The sequence below is a fragment of the Paractinoplanes rishiriensis genome, assembly GCF_016862375.1.
GTDB lineage: Bacteria > Actinomycetota > Actinomycetes > Mycobacteriales > Micromonosporaceae > Actinoplanes > Actinoplanes rishiriensis.
In genome coordinates this window covers 178,021-198,521 of sequence record NZ_BOMV01000077.1, presented here as the reverse complement: position 1 = coordinate 198,521, position 20,501 = coordinate 178,021, and the positions used below count along the sequence as shown (strand labels likewise).

The following is a 20,501-nucleotide window of genomic DNA, read 5'->3' as shown; positions in this document are numbered from 1 at the left end:
CGCCGGCCAGGTCGGCGACGGCAGCACCACGACCCGGAACACCCCGACCCGGGTCGGCACCGCAACAACCTGGACCGCGAACGTGGCGGTCGCCTACCACACCATCGCGACCCGCTCCGACGCGTCGCTGTGGACCTGGGGCAACAACGGCAACGGCCAGCTGGCCGACGGCACCACCGACCAGCGCACCACCCCGGCTCAGGTGACCCTGAGCTAGTAGTCCGGTCGCCGGCCGGCTTGCGGCCGGCCGGCGACCGCCAACGGCATACGGCGCGTGAAATCGGGCTCGGCGGCCGGCCGGCCGAAGTGGAAGCCCTGCGCCATCCGGTAACCGAGCCGGTAGAGCTCCGCCGCCTGCTCCGCGGTCTCCACCCCCTCGGCCACCGCGCTCAGGCCCAGGCCCTGGCTGACCTGGATCAGCGCGCTGGCGATCACGGCGTGCCGGCCGGCCATCGTGATGGTCTCGACGAACGACTTGTCGACCTTGAGGATGTCGACCGGGACGGTCTGCAGCAGGCCCAGCGACGAGTGCCCGGTACCGAAGTCGTCCAGCGCGATCTTGATGCCGAGTTCGTGCAGCTCCTGGACCGTGCGCACGGCCTGGCCACCGCCGAACACGGCCGTCTCGGTGACCTCCAGCACCAGATGGTGCGCGTCCAGCCCGGTCCAGGCCAGGACCGAGGCCACCAGGTCGGCGAAGCCCGGCTCGGCGAGCTGCCGGGCGGAAACGTTCACGCTGACCCGCCCCGGTGCCTCGGCGCCCAGGGTGTCCCGCCAGGTGACCGCCTGCACGCAGGCCGTGCGCAGCACCCAGGCGCCCACCTCGAGGATGATGCCGGTCTGCTCGGCGATCGGGATGAACGCGGCCGGGCTGACCGCACCGCGCACCGGGTGCTGCCAGCGGATCAGGGCCTCGACCGCGACCACCCGGCCGTCCGGCAGCGACACGATGGGCTGGTAGGCGAGGCTCAGCTGGCCGGTTTCCAGGGCGACGCGCAGGTCCTCGATCAGCTCGAGCCGCTCCCCGGCCTCGTCGTCGAGGTGCGCGGCGTACCAGTGCTGCCGACCGTTGCGGGCGCGCTTAGCCGCGTACATCGCCACGTCGGCACGCCGCAGCAGCTCGTACGGCTCATCGATGCCCGGGCTGCTCGCGATGCCGAGGCTCGCACCGACGACGGTGAGCCGGTGATCCGCCAGCTCGACCGGCCGGCGCAGGGCGGCCAGGACGCGGGCCGCAATCTCGTCCACCGCATCGTCCGGCAGGTCCCGGAGCAGCACCGCGAACTCGTCGCCGCCCATCCGGGCCACCAGGTCGGGCTCGCGCAGCACACCCACCAGCCGGGTGCTCACGTCCTGCAGCAGCCGGTCGCCGACCGCGTGCCCGAGCCGGTCGTTGACCTCCTTGAACCCGTCCAGGTCGAGCATCAGCAGATGCACCGCGCCGCGTTCCACCGCCGGGCCGAGGCGTTCCTCGAACATCCGGCGGTTGGCCATCCCGGTCAGCACGTCGGTCATCGCCAGCGCCTCGAGCTGCCCGCTCTGCCGCTGCACGGTGGTCACGAACCCGGACAGCCGGGCCATCACCAACAGAAAAAGAATGATCGATCCGATACCGGCAGCCAGCCAGTCGACCTGCCCGTGCCGCCGGACCCCCTCGGTGAGCAGCACGGCCGGCGCGAGCAGGGTGGACGCGGTCAGCAGCGCCAGCCGGGACGGCCCGAACCGGTCCCCGGCCGTCCCGGGAATGGGGTCGCGGGCCGTCGGATGCAGCGCCGCGCCGGCGTAGCACAGGTACGTGAACAGGTAGCCGCCGGAGATCAGCTTGCCGGCCAGCGGGCTCAGCGTCGGCACCAGGCTGTAGAAGGCGCTCGATCCCAGGGTCGCGGCACTGCCGAAGGTCAAGAGCCAAAAGCAGGGGGTACGCCGTCCGAGGCGCAGAACAAGCGGCACCACCACGGCGAACAGCATCACGGCCGTGATCGGATAGCCGAGGGTCACCAGGTAGGCGAGGCTGGTCTCGTGGAGGTCGCCGACCATCGGCACGATGACGGCCACCCAGTACACCAACCCCAGCCCGGTCGCGATGATCCCCGCGTCCAGGAAGCGGGCCAGTTCCCGCACCGATCGCTCCCGGGTCAGGCCGAACAGCCCCACCGTCAACAGGACCAGCCCGATGAGGTAGGCCGCGTCGGCCCAGGACGGGAACGGCTGGTAGCCGAGGAGGAAGTCGTTGGCCGCCAGGACCAGATCGCCGACGGCGCAGAACATCAGACCGGACGCGAAGCCGGCCCACGACTTCGGGCGGCGCGACCGGTTGCGCCGCATGCCGGCCACGGTGAGCCCGACCGCCGTGATCCCGACGCAGGCCGACAGCAGGGCGGCGGCATGCCCGGCCGGTATCAGGACGTAGATCAGGCAGAACAGCACACCGGCGATCGGCCAGACCACCCAGAACCGGTCAACGGCGCGTAACCCCACTTCGTCCTGTTCGGCACCCGCACCGGAAAGCTGATCGGCCCGCCGCCGGGGTTAGTTCGAGCCTTAAGACATTCGTAAATGTCAATCACCCGGTTGCCGGATCGGGGGATCAGCTTTTAGTCTCGGGGCAATACCACATCGACGCCCGTAAAGCGGACGAGTCCACCGTCGAAACGCTTCGACTGGCGTGGGTGGGTGCATCCCCCGAGATTGGACAGACCATGCGGAAACGAAACCTCGCTCTCGCGGTGGCCGCCTCGGCGGCCGTCGCGATGGGAGCCGGCGTCCTCACCGCGCTCCCGGTCGGCGCGGCGACCGGCACCACCGCGGTCGCGCCGTCGGTCAACACCGTCCCGTCGGACGCGGTCTGGCGGGCCTCCGGCCAGTGGGACAACTGGACCAGCGGCAACTACACGCTCTACAACAACCTGTGGGGCGGCGGCGCCGGATCCCAGACCATCTGGGCCCGCAGCTGGCAGAACTGGGGCGTCGAGGCGAACCACCCGCGCACCAGCGGAGTCAAGACCTACCCCAACGTCAGCCGTACGCTCAACCGCACCCTCAGCTCCCTCGGCTCGGTCACCGGCTCGTTCAACACCACCGTCCCCGGCGACGGCGACTTCTCCGCCACCTACGACATCTGGGCCAACAACCACGCGTACGAGGTCATGATCTGGACCAACTACCAGGGCAACGTGGGCCCGATCGCCGAGTCCTACGACGGCAACGGCGCGGTGCCGAACTTCCGGAACCAGAACATCGGCGGGCACACCTGGAATGTCTACCGCGGCAACAACGGCGCCAACGCGGTGTTCTCGTTCCTGCGCACCAGCGACACCAACTCCGGCAACATCGACCTGCTGGCCATCATGAACTGGCTGCGGAACACGGCCCGCTGGTGGGGCGACGTGACGGTCGGTGAGCTGCAGTACGGGTTCGAGATCTCCGGCACCGCCGGCACCTCGGACTTCGTGGTCAACAATTACACGCTGAACGTCAGCTGACGTCCGGCGTGAGGGGCCGGTCCAGGTGGCGGACCGGCCCCTCCCCCGTTCAGGCCAGGACCTGGCGCAGCGTGACCGCGAAGCTCTCCGGGTCGCCCTGCATGCCGAACTCGCCGCCCAGGAAGCCGCCGTGGTGGCTCGGGAAGACGACCGGCTCGGAGCCGAGCCGCTCGGCGACGCACCGGCCCGCCCGATGGGCCAGTTCGCCCTCCGACTCGGCGCCGACGCCGAGCACGATGCGGGTCGACGTGGCGCGCAGGGCCGTGAAGTCGTGCTCGTGGTGCGTACAGGAAATGAGATTTTGACCCAGGAGCGGGTCGGTGCGGTCACCGTCGTCCTCGACCGGCATGCCGAACTCGGCGGGGCTGGGCACCGGCCGCTCGGCGAAGTCGTCCGGCACCTCGCCGCGGGTGCCGGTGAGCACGAAGAACTTCACCATCGCCGGGCCGGCGCCGTGCTCCTCGTAGGTGCGGCGGATGTCGGCGCAGGCGGCCAGGGCGGCCTTGCTGTCCGGCAGTTCCTGGGCGGCCGGCGGCTCGTGGGCGACCAGCGTGCGCACCTGCGACGGGTGCCGGGCGACCAGGACCAGCGCGTTGACCGCGCCGCCGCTGCTGGCGAAGACGTCCACCGGGCCGCCGCCGAGCGCGTCGATCAGCCGGTGCAGGTCGTCGGCGTGCTGGTCGGGTGTCGACTCGACAGCCGGCTCGGTCTTGGTGCTGCGCCCGATGCCGCGCGGGTCGTAGGTGACCACGGTGCGGTCCGGGAACTGGGCGGCCAGGCTGACGAAGCCGTCGGCCTGCATCGGCGAGCCGACCAGCAGCAGCGCCGGCCCGTCGCCCTCGCGGACGTCATAGGTGATGACGGCGCCGTCGGTGTCCAGCGTGCGAGTAATCATTGCGGTCTCCTCAGCAGGTGTTTGCCAGGTAGACCGCGCCGGGCGCCGAAACTCATCGGCGCCCGGCAACGACTTTTCTTCTAGTAGACGAACGGCCAACCGGCCGAGTCGTACCCGATCAGGTTGATGCCCAGGTTCGCGGCGCCGCTATTCGTGTAGTAGTGGTACACGAGCACCTCGGCGTCGGTGTCGGCCAGGACGGCCTGGTGTCCCGGGCCGTGGATGCTGCCGTGACCGGCCAGCACCTGGGTACCGCCACCGCTGTTCATGTTGGTGCCGTTGCGGTCCACGAACGGGCCGGTCGGGCTGGTCGAGCGGCCCACCATGATCCGGTACGTGCTCGACGCGCCCGCGCAGCAGCGGTCGAACGACACCCACTGGTAGTAGTAGCTGCCGTGCTTGAAGACGAACGGCGCCTCGATCGCCCCGCCGTTGCGGCCGGAGATGCTGCGGATGGTGCTGTCCGAGCGCTTACCGGTGGACGAGTTGAGGGCCACCATCTTGTTGCCGGACCAGAACGAGCCGAACGCAAGCCACCAGTTGCCCGAGCTGTCCACGAGCAGGTTGGGGTCGATCGCGTTGAAGTTGTCCGAGGTCTGCGACTCGATCACGAGGCCCTGGTTGGTCCACGAGCCGGAGGCGCCGGTGGTGCTGGTGGCCAGGAAGATCGCCGAGCGGTTCGAGCCGAACGTGGAGGCCGAGTAGTACAGCCAGTAGCGGCCGTTGTGGTACGAGATGTCCGGCGCCCACAGGTTGCGGCTGCCGCCCGTGTAGGCGGTCGTCCAGGACGCGCCGTTCGGGAACACCGAGCCCGCGTTGCGGAACGCGGTGCGGTCGGTGGAGGTCTTCAGCGCGATGTTGTCACCGGTGTGCGCCACGATGTAGGTCCCGCTGGGAGTCTTCACCATGGTCGGGTCGTGCGCGCCGATGTCGCCGGTCACGACGCCCGGGCCGGGGTAGGACGGCGGCGCGACGGTCGGGGTCGCGGCCAGCTGCGGCGCCGGGTTGGTGGCGGCCTGCGCGTTGACCGTGACGGCCACGCCGGTGACCAGCGCGGCGACCACGACGCCCGCGAGGACGGCGCGGCGCCGGGTACGGGTGGTGGACATGTGTCTCCCTTGGGGGTGGAGGCGGCGGCCCGTCGCGTTGTCGGGAGCGCACACTGCCGGTAGCCAGGGGAGTCGGGGGATGCAAGCTCGGCCGGTGAACCACGCGAGATATCGAACCGTGTAGATATCTACCCCGCTATGTTAACGCTGACAAGCGCAGTATCAAGGGGTTCAGCCCCATTTACACGTTCCGCAACGGGGCAAACGCGGGACGTCAGGCGAATGTTGCACCCGATTCGCACCTGGGACGCGAACCCAACCGACCGAACGAAACCTAGCATTTTGCTAGAAGCATCCCGGGAGGTGAATTGTCGGAGAAAATCCGGCTCGGCCGACGTGTGCCGCGCGTGCTCACCGTGCTCCTCGCGGTCCTGCTCACCGCGCTTGCGGGATACGCCGTGATCGCGAGCATGCATCAGTCCGCGCTGGTGGACACGGTCGCGGCCCAGGCCAACGGCACCGACAACTACCAGCGGGCCGCCTACCTGGTCACCAGCGAGCTGGCGCTGATCCAGGAGACGTTGCGCGAGCCCATGGGCGAGGAACGCCTGCAGCTGCCGATCGTCAGCCAGCAGGCTTACGACGCGCTCGTGCGGATGGCCGGCGTGGAGGAGATACACCGCGAAGCGCAGGACATCGCCGACACCCACCGCGACCTGCGCCCGTTGCTGGACGCCTTCCTGACGCAACTCGACCGGGGTGACTACGGCGCCGCCATCGAGACGGTCGAGGACCGGATCGAGCCCAACTACAACGTGCTCATCGAGCGCCTGCTCCACGAGCAGAACGAACACCTGGCCGAGTACGACGCACAGCAGGCCACCGCCCGGCGCGACTCGCAACGCACCGTGATCGCCGTGGTGATCGTGTTCGTGCTGGTGCTGATCGTGGTGGCCGGCCTGGGACTGTCCGCCCGCGCTCACCGGCGCCAGGTCGAGACGATGGCCGCCACCGACCCGCTGACCGGCCTGCCGAACCGTACCGCGTTCGGCACCCGCCTGGCGGACGCGCTGGCCGGCGGCGGCGGGCTGCCCACCGTGCTGGTGGTCAACATCGACGGCTTCCGGGACGTCAACGACCAGCTCGGCCAGCACGTCGGCGACCTGCTGCTGGTCGAGGCCGGCCAGCGGATGGCGGCCGCGGTCCGCAAGGAGGACGTGGTGGCCCGGCTCGGCGGCGACGAGTTCGCGGTGCTGCTGTGCGACGACGCGCCGGAGACCGACGAGGCGGTCGCGACCCGGCTCATCGAGGCGTTCCAGCAGACGTTCGTGCTCGACGAGATCACCGTCGACCTGGAGGTGAGCATCGGCGCCGCGGTGGCCCGGGACGGCGAGGACGTCACCACCATCCTGCGGCAGGCCGACGCGGCGATGCACGACGCCAAACGCCTGCACTCCGGCTTCCACCGGTTCGAGCAGGCGCACCGGCACGACGCCGACGCGCGGCTGTCGCTGCTGGGCGACCTGCGCCGGGCCCTCGACGACCCGGACCAGCTCACCCTGCACTACCAGCCGAAGGTTGCGGTCTGCAGCGGCGCGCTGGTCGGCGTCGAGGCGCTGGCCCGCTGGCGGCACCCGAGCCGCGGGCCGATCTCGCCGGCCGAGTTCATCCCGGTGCTCGAGGTCACCAGCCTCATGCACCGGTTCACCGAGCAGGTGCTGACGATGGCGCTGAACCAGGCCCGCGAATGGCTGGACGCCGGGCACCGGGTGCCGATCGCGGTGAACGTCTCGCCGCGCAGCCTGCTCGACCCGGCCTTCCCGGACCGGGTGGCCGCGCTGCTCGCCGAGACCGGCGTGCCGGGCGACCAGCTGTGTGTCGAGGTGACCGAGTACGCGCTGATGAGCGACCCCGAGGCGGCCATCGAGGCGCTGCACCGGCTGCACGGCCTGGGCGTGAAGGCGTCCATCGACGACTACGGCACCGGTTACTCGTCGATGACCTACCTGAAGCTGCTGCCGGTCGACGAGCTGAAGATCGACCGGTCGTTCGTGAAGGACATGGCCGACGACCAGAGCAGCCGGGCACTGGTCGCGTCCACCGTCGAGCTCGGGCACAGCCTCGGCCTGACCGTGGTGGCCGAGGGCGTGGAGGACCAGGACGCGGTGCACGCGCTGCGCGCGATCGGCTGCGACACCGCGCAGGGCTACCACTTCGCCAAGCCGCTGCCGGCCGAGGCACTGACCGCGCAGCTGGCCGCCCAGCCGGTGCGCTGACGGGGGCCCGAACCCGGACGGGCCCCCGTCAGACGCGTCTTACGGCCCGGATCAGGCCAGGTCGAACCGGTCCAGCTCCATGACCTTGGTCCAGGCGGCCACGAAGTCGGTCACGAACTTCTCCCGCGCGTCGTCGCTCGCGTACACCTCGGCGAGGGCCCGCAGCTGCGAGTTCGAGCCGAAGATGAGGTCGACCGCGGTGGCGGTCCACTTCACCTCGTCGGTGGCCAGGTCGCGGATCTCGTACACGTGCTCCTCGGACGACGACTTCCACCGGGTGCCCGGGCTGAGCAGGTTGGCGAAGAAGTCGTTGGTGAGCACGCCCGGCTTGCCGGTGAGCACGCCGTGGGTGGCACCGCCGGTGTTGGCACCGAGGGCCCGCAGACCACCGACCAGCACCGTCATCTCGGGGGCACTCAGGTCGAGCATGTACGCGCGGTCGACGAGCAGCACCTCGGGCTGGGTCTTCTCCCCCGGCCGCAGGTAGTTGCGGAACGCGTCGGCGCGCGGCTCGAGCACCCGGAACGACTCGACGTCGGTCTGCTCCTGGCCGGCGTCGGTGCGGCCCGGGCGGAACGGCACGGTCACCGGGAAGCCGGCGTCCCGGGCCGCCTTCTCCACCGCGGCCGAGCCGGCCAGCACGATCAGGTCGGCGAGCGAGATCTGCGCCCCGCCGGCCGCGTTGAACTCCTGCTGGATGCTCTCGAGCGTGGACAGCACCTTGCCGAGCTGCTCCGGCTGGTTGACCTCCCAGCTGCGCTGCGGCTCGAGCCGGATGCGGGCGCCGTTGGCGCCGCCCCGCTTGTCGGTGGACCGGAAGCTGGCGGCCGACGCCCAGGCGGTGGAGACCAGCTGCGGGGTGCTCAGGCCGGACTCCAGGACCTTGGCCTTGAGCGCGGTGACGTCGGCGTCGCCCACCAGCTCGTGGTCGACGGCCGGCACCGGGTCCTGCCACAGCTGCGGCTCGGCCACCCACGGCCCGAGGAAGCGGCTGACCGGACCCATGTCGCGGTGCAGCAGCTTGTACCAGGCCTTGGCGAAGGCCAGCGCGAACTCGTCCGGGTTCGCCAGGAAACGGCGGGAGATGCGCTCGTACGCGGGGTCGACGCGCAGCGACAGGTCGGTGGTCAGCATGGTCGGCCGGTGCTTGCGCGACGGGTCGAACGCGTCCGGGATGATCTCGTCGGCGTCCTTGGCGACCCACTGCTTGGCACCGCCCGGGCTGGTGGTGAGCTCCCACTCGTACCCGAAAAGAATCTCGAAGAAGCGGTTGCTCCACTGGGTCGGCCGATCGGTCCAGGTGACCTCGAGGCCGCTGGTGATCGTGTCGGAGCCCTTGCCGCTGCCGTGCGTGCTCAGCCAGCCGAGGCCCTGCGCCTCCAGCGGGGCGCCCTCCGGCTCGGCGCCCACGTGGTTGTCGGCCACCCCGGCGCCGTGCGTCTTGCCGAACGTGTGACCACCGGCGATCAGGGCGACGGTCTCCTCGTCGTTCATCGCCATCCGGCCGAAGGTCTCCCGGATGAAGTGCGCCGCGGCGGCCGGGTCGGCGTTGCCGCGCGGGCCCTCCGGGTTGACGTAGATGAGGCCCATCTCGGTCGCGCCGACGCCCTCGGACATCGTGCTCTCCGAGGCGTAGCGGGCGTCGCCCAGCCAGGCCTCCTCCGGGCCCCAGAAGATCTCCTCGGGCTCCCAGACGTCGGCGCGGCCGAACCCGAAGCCGAAGGTCTTGAAGCCCATCGACTCCATAGCCACGTTGCCGGCCAGCACCAGCAGGTCGGCCCACGAGATCTTCTGGCCGTACTTGGCCTTGACCGGCCAGAGCAGGCGGCGGGCCTTGTCCAGGTTGGCGTTGTCCGGCCAGCTGTTGAGCGGGGCGAAGCGCTGTCCGCCGTCGCCGGCACCGCCGCGGCCGTCCTGGATCCGGTACGTGCCGGCGGCGTGCCAGCTCATCCGGATCATCAGGCCGCCGTAGTGCCCGAAGTCGGCCGGCCACCAGTCCTGCGAGGTGGTCAGCACCTCGACGATGTCCCGCTTGAGTGCCTCGACGTCGAGCTTGGCGAACTCGTCGGCGTAGTTGAAGGAGTCGCCCAGCGGGTTGCCCCGGGGCGAGTGGGCGTGCAGCACCGAGAGGTCGAGCTGGTTGGGCCACCAGTCCCGGTTGGTGCGCGGCCGGCCGCCGGTCTTCGGGGTCGGCGCGTCGATCGCCGGGTTCTCGCTCTCGCTGCCCTGCGCGGTCACCGAGTCGTGCGCGACCGGACATCCCGGCTTGACGTCGTTGTCCTGGGTGTCGCTCATTTCGTTCCTTCCGGACTGCGAATTCACTGGGTCGTGCGTTCTCACTGGGTCGTTCTCACTGGGTCGTGCGTTCGGTGAGGCACCCGGGGCAGGTGCCCCAATAGACGACCTCCGCCTCGTCGACCACGAACCCGTGGTCGTCCGAGGCGGTGAGGCAGGGGACATGGCCGACGGCACAGTCGACGTCGGCAATCGCGCCGCACGAGCGGCACACGACGTGGTGGTGGTTGTCCGCGACCCGGGTCTCGTACCGGGCGGTCGCGCCGGCGGGCTGGATGCGCCGCACCAGGCGGACATCGGTGAGCGTCCGCAGCACGTCGTAGACCGCCTGGTGGGAGACCGCGGGAAGCTCCGCCCGCACCAGCGCGATCACCGTGTCGGTGTCGACATGCGGGTGGTCCCGCAACGCCGCCAGAACCGCGAGCCGCGGCCGGGTCACACGCAAGGAGACCGCCCGGAGCTGCGCCTCGAGGCCGGACGTCATGCGGTCAAACCTAGGCCGTTTTTTTGAATGAATCAAGTTTATGCGCGAACACGCTCCGCGACGACGTTCACACCCCGGTGGTGGAGCCGGGCCGCACGATCATCAGCACGGTGACCACGGCCCACAGCACATTGAAGACCCCGGTGACCATCCCCAGCCGGGCCGGCGCCCGCTCGCCGGCCCCGCCCGCCAGGATGCCCGCCTGCCGAGGCAACACCACCAGCACGAGCATCGCCGCGGCGGCCGCGGTCAGCACGATCGACACGATCAGCCAGGCGTCGCCGAGCACGCCGAGACTGGCGGCGGTGGCGAGACCGAACACCGGCACGACGATCCCGAGAGCCGCGTAGACCCGGCAGATCCGGTGCAGCAGCCGCAGTGTGGCCACGTCCGCGCGGCGCGCCGCCGCCGGAAACATGCTGGCCGCGACGGTCACCGGCCCGATCGCCAGGATGGCGGCCAGCACATGCACGGAGAGCAGAAACTTCGTCATCGCGGAACGACGCTAGTGACAGGCCGCGGGGCGCCGGAAGTGGCTGGATTGCCATCCTCCAACGAGTTCTCGCCACGTATCTTGTCGCCATGCACACGGTTGCCGTGCTCGCCCTGCACAACGTCCTGCCGTTCGACCTGTCCACGCCGCTCGGGGTCTTCACGCTCGCCCGGCTGCCCGACGGGCGACCCGGGTACGACGTCCGGGTCTGCGGCGCCGCCCCGGCCGTCGACGCCGGTGTGTTCACGCTGCAGCCGCCGTGGGGGCTCGAAGCCTTCGACACCGCCGACACGATCGTCCTGCCCGGCTGCTCGGACTTCACCCAGCCGATCCCCGGCGAGGTGCTCGACGCCCTGCGCGCGGCCGCGGCCGCCGGCACCCGGATCGCGTCGATCTGCTCGGGGGCGTTCATCCTGGCCGCGACCGGCCTGCTGGACGGGTTGCGGGCCACCACCCACTGGCTCGGCGCCGGGCTGCTCGCCGAGCGGCACCCGGCGATCGAGGTCGACCCCGATGTCCTGTACGTGGACAACGGCCAGTTGCTCACCTCGGCCGGCGCCGCCGCGGGCCTCGACCTGTGCCTGCACATGGTGCGCCGGGACTACGGTTCCGCGGTGGCCGCCGACGCCGCCCGGCTCTCGGTGGTGCCGCTGGAGCGCGAGGGCGGGCAGGCCCAGTTCATCGTCCAGGACGTGCCGCCGGTCCCGCGCGGCGCCGAACTCGAACCGGTCCTGCGCTGGATGCAGGACAACGCCGCCGCCGACCTCACCCTGGGCGACATCGCCGCGCACGCCGGCATGAGCACCCGTACGCTCAACCGCCGGTTCCGCGAGCAGACCGGGACCACTCCCCTGCAGTGGCTGCTCCGCAGCCGGATCCGCCGCGCCCAGCACCTGCTCGAGGCCACCGCCCACCCGATCGACCGGATCGCGGCCGAGGCCGGCTTCGGCTCACCCACCGCATTCCGCGACCGCTTCAAGCGCATCGTCGGCACCACGCCGCACGCCTATCGCACAAGTTTCCGGTGACGCGCCCGATACTCCGACTTACGGCCGGGTCACCGCTGCCGAATGGCTGTATGTGCGGGGGAATCGGATCTGGGCCTGGTGGCTGGCCGGCGGCGCCGTGGCGACGTCGGTGTGGGTGCTGCTGCCGGGCGGCGTGCCGGCCGGTCTGCTCTACAACGGGATAGGGCTGGCCTGCACGGGCGCCATGCTCCTGGGTGTGCTCGTGCACAGGCCGGCCCGGCCGGGTGTGTGGTTCTGGTTCGCGGGCGGCCTGATGCTGACGACCGTCGGGGACGGCGTCTTCGACTACCACCGATGGGTCCTGCACGACGAGCCGTATCCGTCGCTCGCCGACGCGTTCTACCTTGCCGCGTACCCGATGTATGTGATCGGCCTGGTGGCGCTGCTCGGCCGGCTGCGCGGGAACGGGCTGACCGGGCTGATCGACGCCGCCGTGGTGTCCACCGGGGTGGGCGTGGTCTTCTACATCTTCGTGCTGCACCCGATCGCGGCGGCCGAGGCGTCCACCCGGCTGGAGAACTGGATCAGCACCACCTATCCGGCGGTCGACGTGCTGCTGTTCGTGCTGCTGGCCCGGTTGCTCGCCGAGCCGGGCGGCCGCGGCGCCAGCATCCGGCTGCTCAGCGCCGGTGTCGTCGTGCTGCTCGCGGCGGACACGGCCTTCTCGCTGGTCAACCTGTATTCGGAACACACCTACAGCACGCCGATCGACGCCGCTTTCCTGGTCGCGTACCTCCTCTGGGGCGCCGCGGCGCTGCATCCTGCAATGGCCGCGCCGATGACGGTGGCCGTGCCCGACGGCGGCCGGCGGCACGCCCGGCTGGGCGCCGCGGGCATCTGCGCGCTGCTCGCACCGGCGCTGCTGCTGGTGCCGTACGTGGGCGAGAACCCGGTCAACCGGCGGGCCGCCGCGGTCGGGTCGATCGTGCTGTTGCTGCTGGTCATCGCGCGCCTGGCCGAGGCGATCAGCCGGGAGCACCGGCATGCCGCCGAGCTGAAGCGGGTGTCGCTCGCCGACGAGGTGACCGGCCTGGCCAACCGCCGGCGGCTCGAGCTGGCACTCGGCGAGGCGTTGGCTGCGGGCCGTCCGCAACTCGCGCTGGTGGGTCTCAACGGATTCAAGGCGATGAACGACGAACTGGGCCGCGCCGCGGGCGACCGGGTGCTGGCGGCGCTGGCCGGCCGGCTCGCCGGGGCGGCGCCGGGCGCGCTGGTGGCGCGCACCGGGGCGGACGAGTTCGCGGTGCTGCTGAGCGACGCCACCGCGGCGGAGGCCCGCAGCCTGGCCGGCGAGCTGATCACGACGCTGACCCCGCCGGTGTCGGACGGCGACCGCGAGCTGCTCATCGGGGTGAGCATCGGGGTGGCCGGCGGCGCCGGGCTCGACCCGGTCGAGCTGTACCGGCAGGCCGACGCGGCCATGCACGCGTCCCGCCGCTCGGGCGACCCGGTGCGGTGGAGCGCGGCCCTGGACCAGGGCGCGGTCGACGCCGCCCGGCTCGGCGCCGAGTTGCGCACGGCGCTGGACCGGGGCCAGTTCCAGGTGGTCTACCAGCCGATCGTGGAGCTGCCGTCCGGCCGGGTGAAGGCGGTCGAGGCCCTGGTCCGCTGGGAGCACCCGGAGCGCGGCCTGGTCAGCCCGGCAGCGTTCATCCCGGTGGCCGAGGACAACGGCCTGATCGTCGAGCTGGGCGCCTGGGTCATGCGGATCGCGGTGCTGCGGCTCGCCACCTGGCAGCGCGAACTGGGCGACCTGGCGCCGGAGCGGGTCAGCGTCAACGTCTCGCCCAAGCAGCTGGCCCGGCCCGGCTACCCGGCCACGGTCGCGGCCGTGCTGACCGAGGCCGGCCTGGCCGCCGACCGGCTCACGGTCGAGGTCACCGAGACGGCCGTCTTCGAGGGCGGCCCGGCGGTCACCGCGCTGTACGAACTGCAGGACATGGGCGTACGGATTGCCCTTGATGATTTTGGGACCGGCCACTCCTCGCTCGGCCTGCTGCACACCGTGCCGGTGCACACCCTCAAGGTCGACAAGTCGTTCGTCGACAACATCACCGAGGCCGGCCGGCACGCGGTGATCGCCGGGGCGCTGATCCAGATCAGCGACGGCCTGGGCCTGTCCGCGGTGGCCGAGGGCGTCGAAACCGCCGAGCAGGCCGCGGCACTGAGCCGGCTCGGCTACCGGTATCTGCAGGGCTACCACTACGGCCGGCCGGTGGCGGACCCGGATTTCGAGGTGGTCCGCACCGTGGCCGGTTACAGCCGGTGAATCTCGGCTGACCCGTCACCGGCCGGTGATGCCGGCCGCCGCGTCCAGTTGCTGGAGCAGGTCGTGGGCGGCGAGTTCGACGTCCTTGTGGCGCCACTCGGCGGCCCGGTAGACGCAGGCGATCAGCCCGCTGCGGTGGATGCGGCGGAAGTCGCCGTAGGCGAACGCGTAGCGGGCCTTCGTCTCGTCGGTGGCGCCGTCGGTCAGGGCCAGGTGCCACTCGGCGTAGCCGGCCCAGGAGTGGCGGTCCAGGTAGGCGTTCTCGGTGTCCGCCCGGGGCTGCGCCGCGCCCCAGTCGCTGTCCAGCACGTACTGCTTGGCCTCGATGAGCTTGCGCGCCCGCCGTACCGCCTCGGGGTTGACCTCGTATTTCGCCATGGGGAACCAATACCCTTTGCGGCTTCCTGTTATCGGGCCACCCGGCGTGTGTCTCTAGATAGAGACTGCTCAATACATACCGGCCAAAACATTCCGGAGGACGCCATGCGATTCACCAGGTCATGGGCCTGGCCCGCCGCGGCAGCGGTGGCCGCCGGGCTGGTCGTGGTGGCCGGCTGGCCGGCGCAGGCCGCGGTCGCTGCGGCAGCCGGCGGCACCTACACGATGGCCGTCGCGGCCAGCGGCAAGTGTGTCCAGTCGCCGGACGGCACGGCGGGCACCCAGCTGTACCAGAGCACCTGCACCGGCGCCGCCAACCAGGTCTGGACCTTCGGCGCCTCCACCGCGGCGGCCGGGAAGTATCTGGTGCGCAACGGCAACCTGTGCATGACCGACAAGGACGCGAGCACCGCCGGTAACAACCCGATCGTGCAGCAGGCCTGTTCGGACATCGCGCAGACGCAGTGGGCGTTCAACCAGATCGCCTGGCCGACCGCGCCGACCACCAGCCCGCCGACCGGCACCCAGCCGACCGTCGCCAAGGACGGCACCGGCGCCTACACCACCGTGCAGGCCGCCATCAACGCGGTGCCGGCCGGCAACACCACCCGGCGGGTCATCACGATCAAGGCCGGCACCTACCGGGAGCAGATCAAGGTGCCGGCCGACAAGCCGTTCATCACGCTGCAGGGCCTCGGGCCGGCGGCGGCCCAGACGACCATCGTCTTCAACCGCCACCAGGGCGGTTACGGCGCCACCGGCAGCGCCACCGCGTGGATCCTCGGCAAGGACTTCGCCGCCGGCAACCTGACCTTCTCGAACGACTTCGACGAGAACTCCAACGCCAGCGGTCACCAGGCCCTCGCGATGTTCATGGACGGCGACCGGGCGGTGTTCAGCAACACCCGGTTCCTCGGCGACCAGGACACACTGCGGGTCGAGGACGGCAACCGGGCCTACTTCGTCAACACGTACGTCGAGGGCACGGTCGACTTCATCTACAGCGGCGGCACCGCGGTGTTCAACGCCTGCCAGATCTACGAGAAGCGGGCGAGTGGCGGCCCGATCACCGCGGCGTCCACGCCCACCGGCGTGAACTACGGCTTCCTGTTCTACCGGCCGCGGCTCACCGACGCGCAGGCGGCCAACTACACCCCGCAGAAGTACCTGGCCGGCTCCGACGGCTGGAATCCCCTGTAGGAACGGAGTATCCCCTTGCCCGCAATCAGCCGGCGCAATCTGCTCGGTGGGGTCGCGGCCGGTGGTGCGTACGCGCTCACCGCCGCCGCTCTCGACCGGATCAGCCCCGCCCAGGCCGCCGCCAGCGACCCGCTGAGCGTGCTCTGGTTCAACGAGCCCGCCACCATCTGGCAGGAGCACGCGTTTCCGATCGGCAACGGCTCGACCGGTGCGATGATCTTCGGCGGGGTCGCCTCGGAGCGCGTCCAGTTCAACCACGACACGCTGTGGACCGGCGGGCCGGGCTCGGTCGACGACGGGCACGAGTACAACTTCGGGAACTGGTACGAGCAGCGGCCGACCGCGCTGGCCGACGTGCGCCGGACCGTCGCGACCACCGGCAGCGCGGACCCGCAGGCCTCGATGCGGCTGCTCGGCCAGACCAAGTGGGGGTTCGGCGCGTACCAGACGTTCGGCGACCTCCACCTCGACCAGTCCGGTGTGTCCGGCACGGTCAGCGGGTACCGGCGGGACCTGGACATGTCGACCGGCATCGCGTCGGTCGGGTTCACCGCGAACGGTGTGACGCACCGGCGGGAGTTCTTCGCGAGCTATCCGGACCGCGTGATCGTGACCCGGCTGACCGCGAGCCGGGCGGCCCAGGTGTCGTTCACCGCCCGGTTCAGCACGGCCGCCAACCGCACGTTCACCACGTCCGCCCGGGACGGCCGGATCACCCTGCGCGGGGCGCTCACCCACAACGGCATGGTGTTCGAGGCGCAGGTCCAGGTGCTGGCCACCGGCGGCACGGTGACCTCGAACGCGGCCGGCCGGGTCACCGTGACCGGCGCGGACGAGGCCGTGCTGCTGCTCGCGCCCGGCACCGACTACGCCAACGCGTACCCGCACTACCGGGGCGCCGATCCGCACGCCGCCGTCACCGCCATGTTGGACGCCGCGCGCGCCCGGACCTACCAGCAACTGCACGACCGGCACGTGGCCGACCACGGCGCGCTGTTCGGCCGGGTCCGGATCGACCTCGGCCAGCGGGCCACCACGCTGCCCACCGACGAGGCGCTGCAGGCGTTCCGGACCGCGCGCAACGGCGGGAAGATCGCGGCCGACCCGCAGCTGGAGATGCTGCACTTCCAGATCGGCCGGTACCTGCTGATCGGCTCGTCGCGGGCCGGGTCGCTGCCGGCCAATCTGCAGGGCGTGTGGAACGACTCGATCAGCCCGGACTGGCAGTCGGACTACACCACGAACATCAACCTGGAGATGAACTACTGGCCGTCCGAAGTCACCAACCTGGCCGAAACGGTGCCGCCGCTGATCGACTTCGTCGAGGGCCTGCGGGCGCCCGGCCGGGTCACCGCGCGGGACCTGTGCGGGGCCGGTGGGTTCGCGGCGATGAGCCACGTCAACGTGTTCGGCTACACCGGGGTGTCGACCAACATCGCGACCTGGGCGCCGGAGTCCACGGCCTGGCTGATCCGGCAGCTGTGGGAGCACTACCTGTTCACCCTGGACGTCGCGTTCCTGCGCGAGCGGGCCTACCCGATTCTCAAGGAGCACAGCGAGTTCTGGCTGGACTATCTGGTCACCGACCCGCGGGACGGCCGGCTGGTGGTGTCGCCCAGCTTCTCCCCCGAGCAGGGCCAGGTGACGGCCGGCGCCTCGTACAGCCAAATGATTGTCTTTGATCTGCTGACCAACACGATCGCCGCGGCGCGCGTGGTCGGCGACACCACCCATCGGCAGCGGCTCGAGCCGGTGCTGGCCAAGCTGGACCCGGGCGTGCGGATCGGGTCGTGGGGCCAGTTGCAGGAGTGGAAGTCCGACCTCGACGAGCGCACCAACGGCCACCGGCACATGTCGCACAGCTACGCCCTCTTCCCCGGCAACCAGATCACCGCAGAGGGAACGCCGGCCCACTTCGCGGCGGCCAAGGTCACCGTCGAGGCGCGCACGTCGTGGACCGCGCAGAACGACATCGGCTGGAACCGGGCTCAGAAAATCAACCTGTTCGCCCGGCTCGGCAACGGCGACCTGGCCCGCGAGCAGCTCGATCACCTGCTGTGGCGGAACACGTTCATGAACTTCCTGAACGACTGGCCGTTCCAGATCGACGGCAACTTCGGCGCGACCGCGGGCATCGCCGAGATGCTGCTGCAGAGCCACGCCGGGGTGGTCGACGTGCTGCCGGCGCTGCCCTCCGGATGGGCCGGGCAGGGATCTTTCGACGGGCTGCGGGCGCGCGGTGCGTTCACGGTGGGCGCCGACTGGACCGCCGGCGTGCCGACCGAGATCCGGGTGACCGCGGACGCGGGCGGGGAGCTTCGGTTGCGCAGCGCGATGCTGTCCAGGCCACATCAAATCATAGGAGATACGACGATTTCGCCTTCAGTGACGAGCGGGCTTCTGGTGCTGAGGACGTCACCGCAGTCGCACTACCGCATCGTTGACAGCACGGCTTAGTATTTGGCCATGCGGCCAGATATTGAGCAGGACGGCCAGAAACCGCGGACGTTCATCGAGGAGGCACGCCGAGCCCAGATCGTGGAGAGCGCGATCGCCGTGGTCGCCGAGGCGGGCTTCGCGCAGGCGTCCCTGGCCCGGATCGCGAAGCGGGCCGGGATCAGCCGCGGCCTGATCTCGTACCACTTCGCCGGCAAGATCGACCTGATCTCGGAGGTGCTGGTCACGGTCTTCGCCGACGTCGCGGCCTGCATCGGCCCGCGGGTCGAGGCGGAGACCAGCGCGGCGGCCCAGCTGCGCGCGTACATCCAGGCGAATCTGGCCTACATGGACGCCCACCGCGCCCGCATCGCGGCCGTCGTCGAGATCATTTCGGCCGGCGGCCTCGATGCGCTCGGCGTCGACCCGGTGCAGGCCGACCGGGAGGCGCTCAAGCCGGTGGTGGATCTCTTCCGGCGCGGCCAGGCCGACGGCGAGTTCCGGCAGTTCGACCCGGAGATGATGGCCCGGGTCCTGCGCGGCGCCATCGACAGCATGGCGCCGCGCCTCACCGACACCGGTCTCGACCTGCCGGCCTGCGCCCGCGAGCTGACCACCATGTTCGACCTGGCGACGGCCCGATGAGCGCCCCGCTGAGTGTAGGCGGCCCTGACGAGCGCCCCGCTGTTGCCGGCGGCCCGATGAGCGCCCCGCTCGTGCGGGCGGACCGGGTGAGCCGCAGCTTCGGCGACATCCGCGCGCTCGACGACGTGTCGCTGGCGATCGGTGTGGGCGAGCTGGTCGGCCTGCTCGGGCCGAACGGCGCCGGCAAGAGCACGCTGATCGACCTCTTCGCGGGGCTGCGCCGGCCGACCGCCGGGACGGTCACGATCGACGGCCGCGACCCGCGGTTGCCGCCGACCCGGCGGATGTTCGGGGTCACGCCGCAGCGCACCGCCCTGCCCGAGACGTGGCGGGTGGCCGAGCTGATCGACTTCGTGGCGACGCACTACCCGCGGCCGGTCGACCGGCGCACGCTGCTGGCCCGCTTCGACCTGGGCCCGCTCCAGGACCGGCAGATCGGCGGGTTGTCCGGCGGCCAGCAGCGCCGGGTCGCGGTCGCCCTGGCGTTCGCCGGCCGGCCCCGGGTGGTGTTCCTCGACGAGCCGACCACCGGGCTCGACGTCGAGGCCCGGCACGCCCTGTGGGACGGCGTCCGGGCGTTCCACGCCGAGGGACGCGTTCCTAGCCATCACGTCCGGGAGAAGCTGATGTCGCCGGCGCTCGTCTACACCCGCCGCGAGCTGATCGAAACGGTGCGCGCGCCCGGCTCGTTTCTCACCATCACGCTGATGCCGCTCGCGGTGCTGATCTCCTTCATCCTCCCGAACGTCGGCGACGACCCGGCCGCGATCACCGGCGCTACCGCGACCATGGTGGTTTTCGCGACCCTGCTGGCGTGCGTCGGCCAGTTCAGTACCACCATCGCCGCGCTGCGCGAGTCGGCGTGGGGCACCTATCTGCGGACCCTGCCGGTCGGCCTGCGCCCGCTGGCGGTCGGCAACCTGCTCACCGGCCTGGTCTTCGTGGCCGGTGCGGTGCTGCCGATCGTGCTGGTGGGCGCGCTGTTCACCGAGGCGTCCGTGCCGGCCGTGCGGCTGCTGGCCGGCCTGCTGGCCCTGCTCGTCGCCACGGTCGTCTTCACCCTCCTCGGGCTGGCGCTCGGCTACACCCTGTCGCTGCGGGCCGCGGTGCTGGTCAACAGCATCCTGGCGCTGGCACTGGCGGTTGGCGGCGGGATGTTCTCCGACCCGGCGAACATGCCCGGTCCGATCGAGGCGGTTGCGCCGTACCTGCCGACCCGCGGTACCACCGACCTGGTGCTGGCGGCGCTGACCGGGCGGCCCGCTGATCCGCTCGCCCTGGCGATGCTCGGGGTCTGGTCAGTGGTTCTCGCCGCGCTGACCGGGTGGGGATTCCGCCGCGACGAGGGGCGACGCTTCCGCTGACGCGGTGAGGCCCTCGAGTGCGCCCGTCTCGCCGTCGCCGTCACCCAGCTCACGGAAGGCGGCCAGCGCCCGCCGGTAATAGGCGGCGGCTTCGCCGGTGCGGCCGAGACGGTGGTGCAGCAGCCGAGGCTGTCCAGCGCCCCGGCCTCACCCTGCCGGTCGCCGAGCTCCCGGTAGAGGCTCAGGACATACTCGAGGTCGCCGCGG

At 71.0% G+C, this 20,501-nt stretch carries 15 protein-coding genes and 1 pseudogene; 9 read left to right on the top strand and 7 right to left on the bottom strand.

The annotated features are described in order from the left end of the window. Window positions 1-217 (top strand): annotated as a pseudogene (locus Ari01nite_RS36790) (RCC1 domain-containing protein); the annotation flags it as partial. Here the strand turns inward: Ari01nite_RS36790 and Ari01nite_RS36785 are convergent. Further along, window positions 214-2,478: a putative bifunctional diguanylate cyclase/phosphodiesterase gene (locus Ari01nite_RS36785; protein ID WP_203787097.1), complete on the bottom strand. Its 2,265-nt coding sequence runs from the start codon at window positions 2,476-2,478 to the stop codon at window positions 214-216. The pseudogene Ari01nite_RS36790 and the gene Ari01nite_RS36785 overlap by 4 nt on opposite strands. Window positions 2,479-2,699: 221 nt before the next feature. On the opposite strand from Ari01nite_RS36785, the gene Ari01nite_RS36780 reads away from it, so the two are divergent. Further along, window positions 2,700-3,482 (top strand): GH12 family glycosyl hydrolase domain-containing protein, encoded by a 783-nt coding sequence (locus Ari01nite_RS36780; RefSeq protein ID WP_203787095.1) that lies wholly within the window; start codon window positions 2,700-2,702, stop codon window positions 3,480-3,482. A gap of 49 nt (window positions 3,483-3,531) precedes the next feature. On the opposite strand, the gene Ari01nite_RS36775 is transcribed toward Ari01nite_RS36780, so the two are convergent. Beyond that, window positions 3,532-4,377, bottom strand: coding sequence for an alpha/beta fold hydrolase (locus tag Ari01nite_RS36775; protein ID WP_203787093.1), 846 nt, complete (start codon window positions 4,375-4,377; stop codon window positions 3,532-3,534). Window positions 4,378-4,457: 80 nt separating this feature from the next. Further along, window positions 4,458-5,486 (bottom strand): arabinan endo-1,5-alpha-L-arabinosidase, encoded by a 1,029-nt coding sequence (locus tag Ari01nite_RS36770; protein WP_203787091.1) that lies wholly within the window; start codon window positions 5,484-5,486, stop codon window positions 4,458-4,460. A 308-nt stretch (window positions 5,487-5,794) separates the two neighbouring features. Here Ari01nite_RS36770 and Ari01nite_RS36765 point away from each other — a divergent pair, with 308 nt between their 5' ends. Next, a complete protein-coding gene (locus tag Ari01nite_RS36765) occupies window positions 5,795-7,702 on the top strand; it encodes a putative bifunctional diguanylate cyclase/phosphodiesterase (RefSeq protein WP_203787089.1) in 1,908 nt (635 codons plus the stop codon). Between the two features lie 51 nt (window positions 7,703-7,753). On the opposite strand, the gene katG is transcribed toward Ari01nite_RS36765, so the two are convergent. The 3 genes from katG to Ari01nite_RS36750 form a co-directional block, all read right to left on the bottom strand. Then, window positions 7,754-9,997 (bottom strand): catalase/peroxidase HPI, encoded by a 2,244-nt coding sequence (katG, locus tag Ari01nite_RS36760; RefSeq protein ID WP_203787087.1) that lies wholly within the window; start codon window positions 9,995-9,997, stop codon window positions 7,754-7,756. A gap of 55 nt (window positions 9,998-10,052) precedes the next feature. Then, window positions 10,053-10,481 (bottom strand): Fur family transcriptional regulator, encoded by a 429-nt coding sequence (locus tag Ari01nite_RS36755; RefSeq protein WP_203787085.1) that lies wholly within the window; start codon window positions 10,479-10,481, stop codon window positions 10,053-10,055. 67 nt (window positions 10,482-10,548) lie between these two features. Continuing rightward, complete coding sequence (locus Ari01nite_RS36750; protein WP_203787083.1) at window positions 10,549-10,974, bottom strand: hypothetical protein; 426 nt, start codon at window positions 10,972-10,974, stop codon at window positions 10,549-10,551. A gap of 89 nt (window positions 10,975-11,063) precedes the next feature. Here Ari01nite_RS36750 and Ari01nite_RS36745 point away from each other — a divergent pair, with 89 nt between their 5' ends. Further along, complete coding sequence (locus Ari01nite_RS36745; RefSeq protein WP_203787081.1) at window positions 11,064-12,002, top strand: GlxA family transcriptional regulator; 939 nt, start codon at window positions 11,064-11,066, stop codon at window positions 12,000-12,002. A gap of 52 nt (window positions 12,003-12,054) precedes the next feature. Beyond that, complete coding sequence (locus tag Ari01nite_RS36740; RefSeq protein WP_203787079.1) at window positions 12,055-14,271, top strand: putative bifunctional diguanylate cyclase/phosphodiesterase; 2,217 nt, start codon at window positions 12,055-12,057, stop codon at window positions 14,269-14,271. A 15-nt stretch (window positions 14,272-14,286) separates the two neighbouring features. Here the strand turns inward: Ari01nite_RS36740 and Ari01nite_RS36735 are convergent, their stop codons facing one another. After that, window positions 14,287-14,649 carry a hypothetical protein gene (locus Ari01nite_RS36735; protein ID WP_203787076.1) on the bottom strand — a complete coding sequence of 121 codons (363 nt, stop codon included), beginning with the start codon at window positions 14,647-14,649 and terminating at the stop codon, window positions 14,287-14,289. A gap of 105 nt (window positions 14,650-14,754) precedes the next feature. Between Ari01nite_RS36735 and Ari01nite_RS36730 the strand changes: the two genes are divergently transcribed. From Ari01nite_RS36730 to Ari01nite_RS36715, 4 genes are read left to right on the top strand one after another with little or no spacing between them, the layout of a single operon-like run. Continuing rightward, on the top strand, window positions 14,755-15,849 hold the full coding sequence (locus Ari01nite_RS36730; protein WP_203787072.1) for a pectinesterase family protein: 1,095 nt from the start codon (window positions 14,755-14,757) through the stop codon (window positions 15,847-15,849). 15 nt (window positions 15,850-15,864) lie between these two features. Then, window positions 15,865-18,306 carry a glycoside hydrolase family 95 protein gene (locus tag Ari01nite_RS36725; RefSeq protein ID WP_203787070.1) on the top strand — a complete coding sequence of 814 codons (2,442 nt, stop codon included), beginning with the start codon at window positions 15,865-15,867 and terminating at the stop codon, window positions 18,304-18,306. Window positions 18,307-18,315: 9 nt separating this feature from the next. Next, window positions 18,316-18,930, top strand: coding sequence for a TetR/AcrR family transcriptional regulator (locus tag Ari01nite_RS36720; protein ID WP_203787068.1), 615 nt, complete (start codon window positions 18,316-18,318; stop codon window positions 18,928-18,930). Window positions 18,931-18,986: 56 nt separating this feature from the next. Then, the gene (locus Ari01nite_RS36715; RefSeq protein WP_203787066.1) at window positions 18,987-20,294 is read left to right on the top strand and encodes an ABC transporter ATP-binding protein/permease; all 1,308 of its coding nucleotides are present in this window, start codon (window positions 18,987-18,989) and stop codon (window positions 20,292-20,294) included. Window positions 20,295-20,501 lie beyond the last annotated feature (207 nt).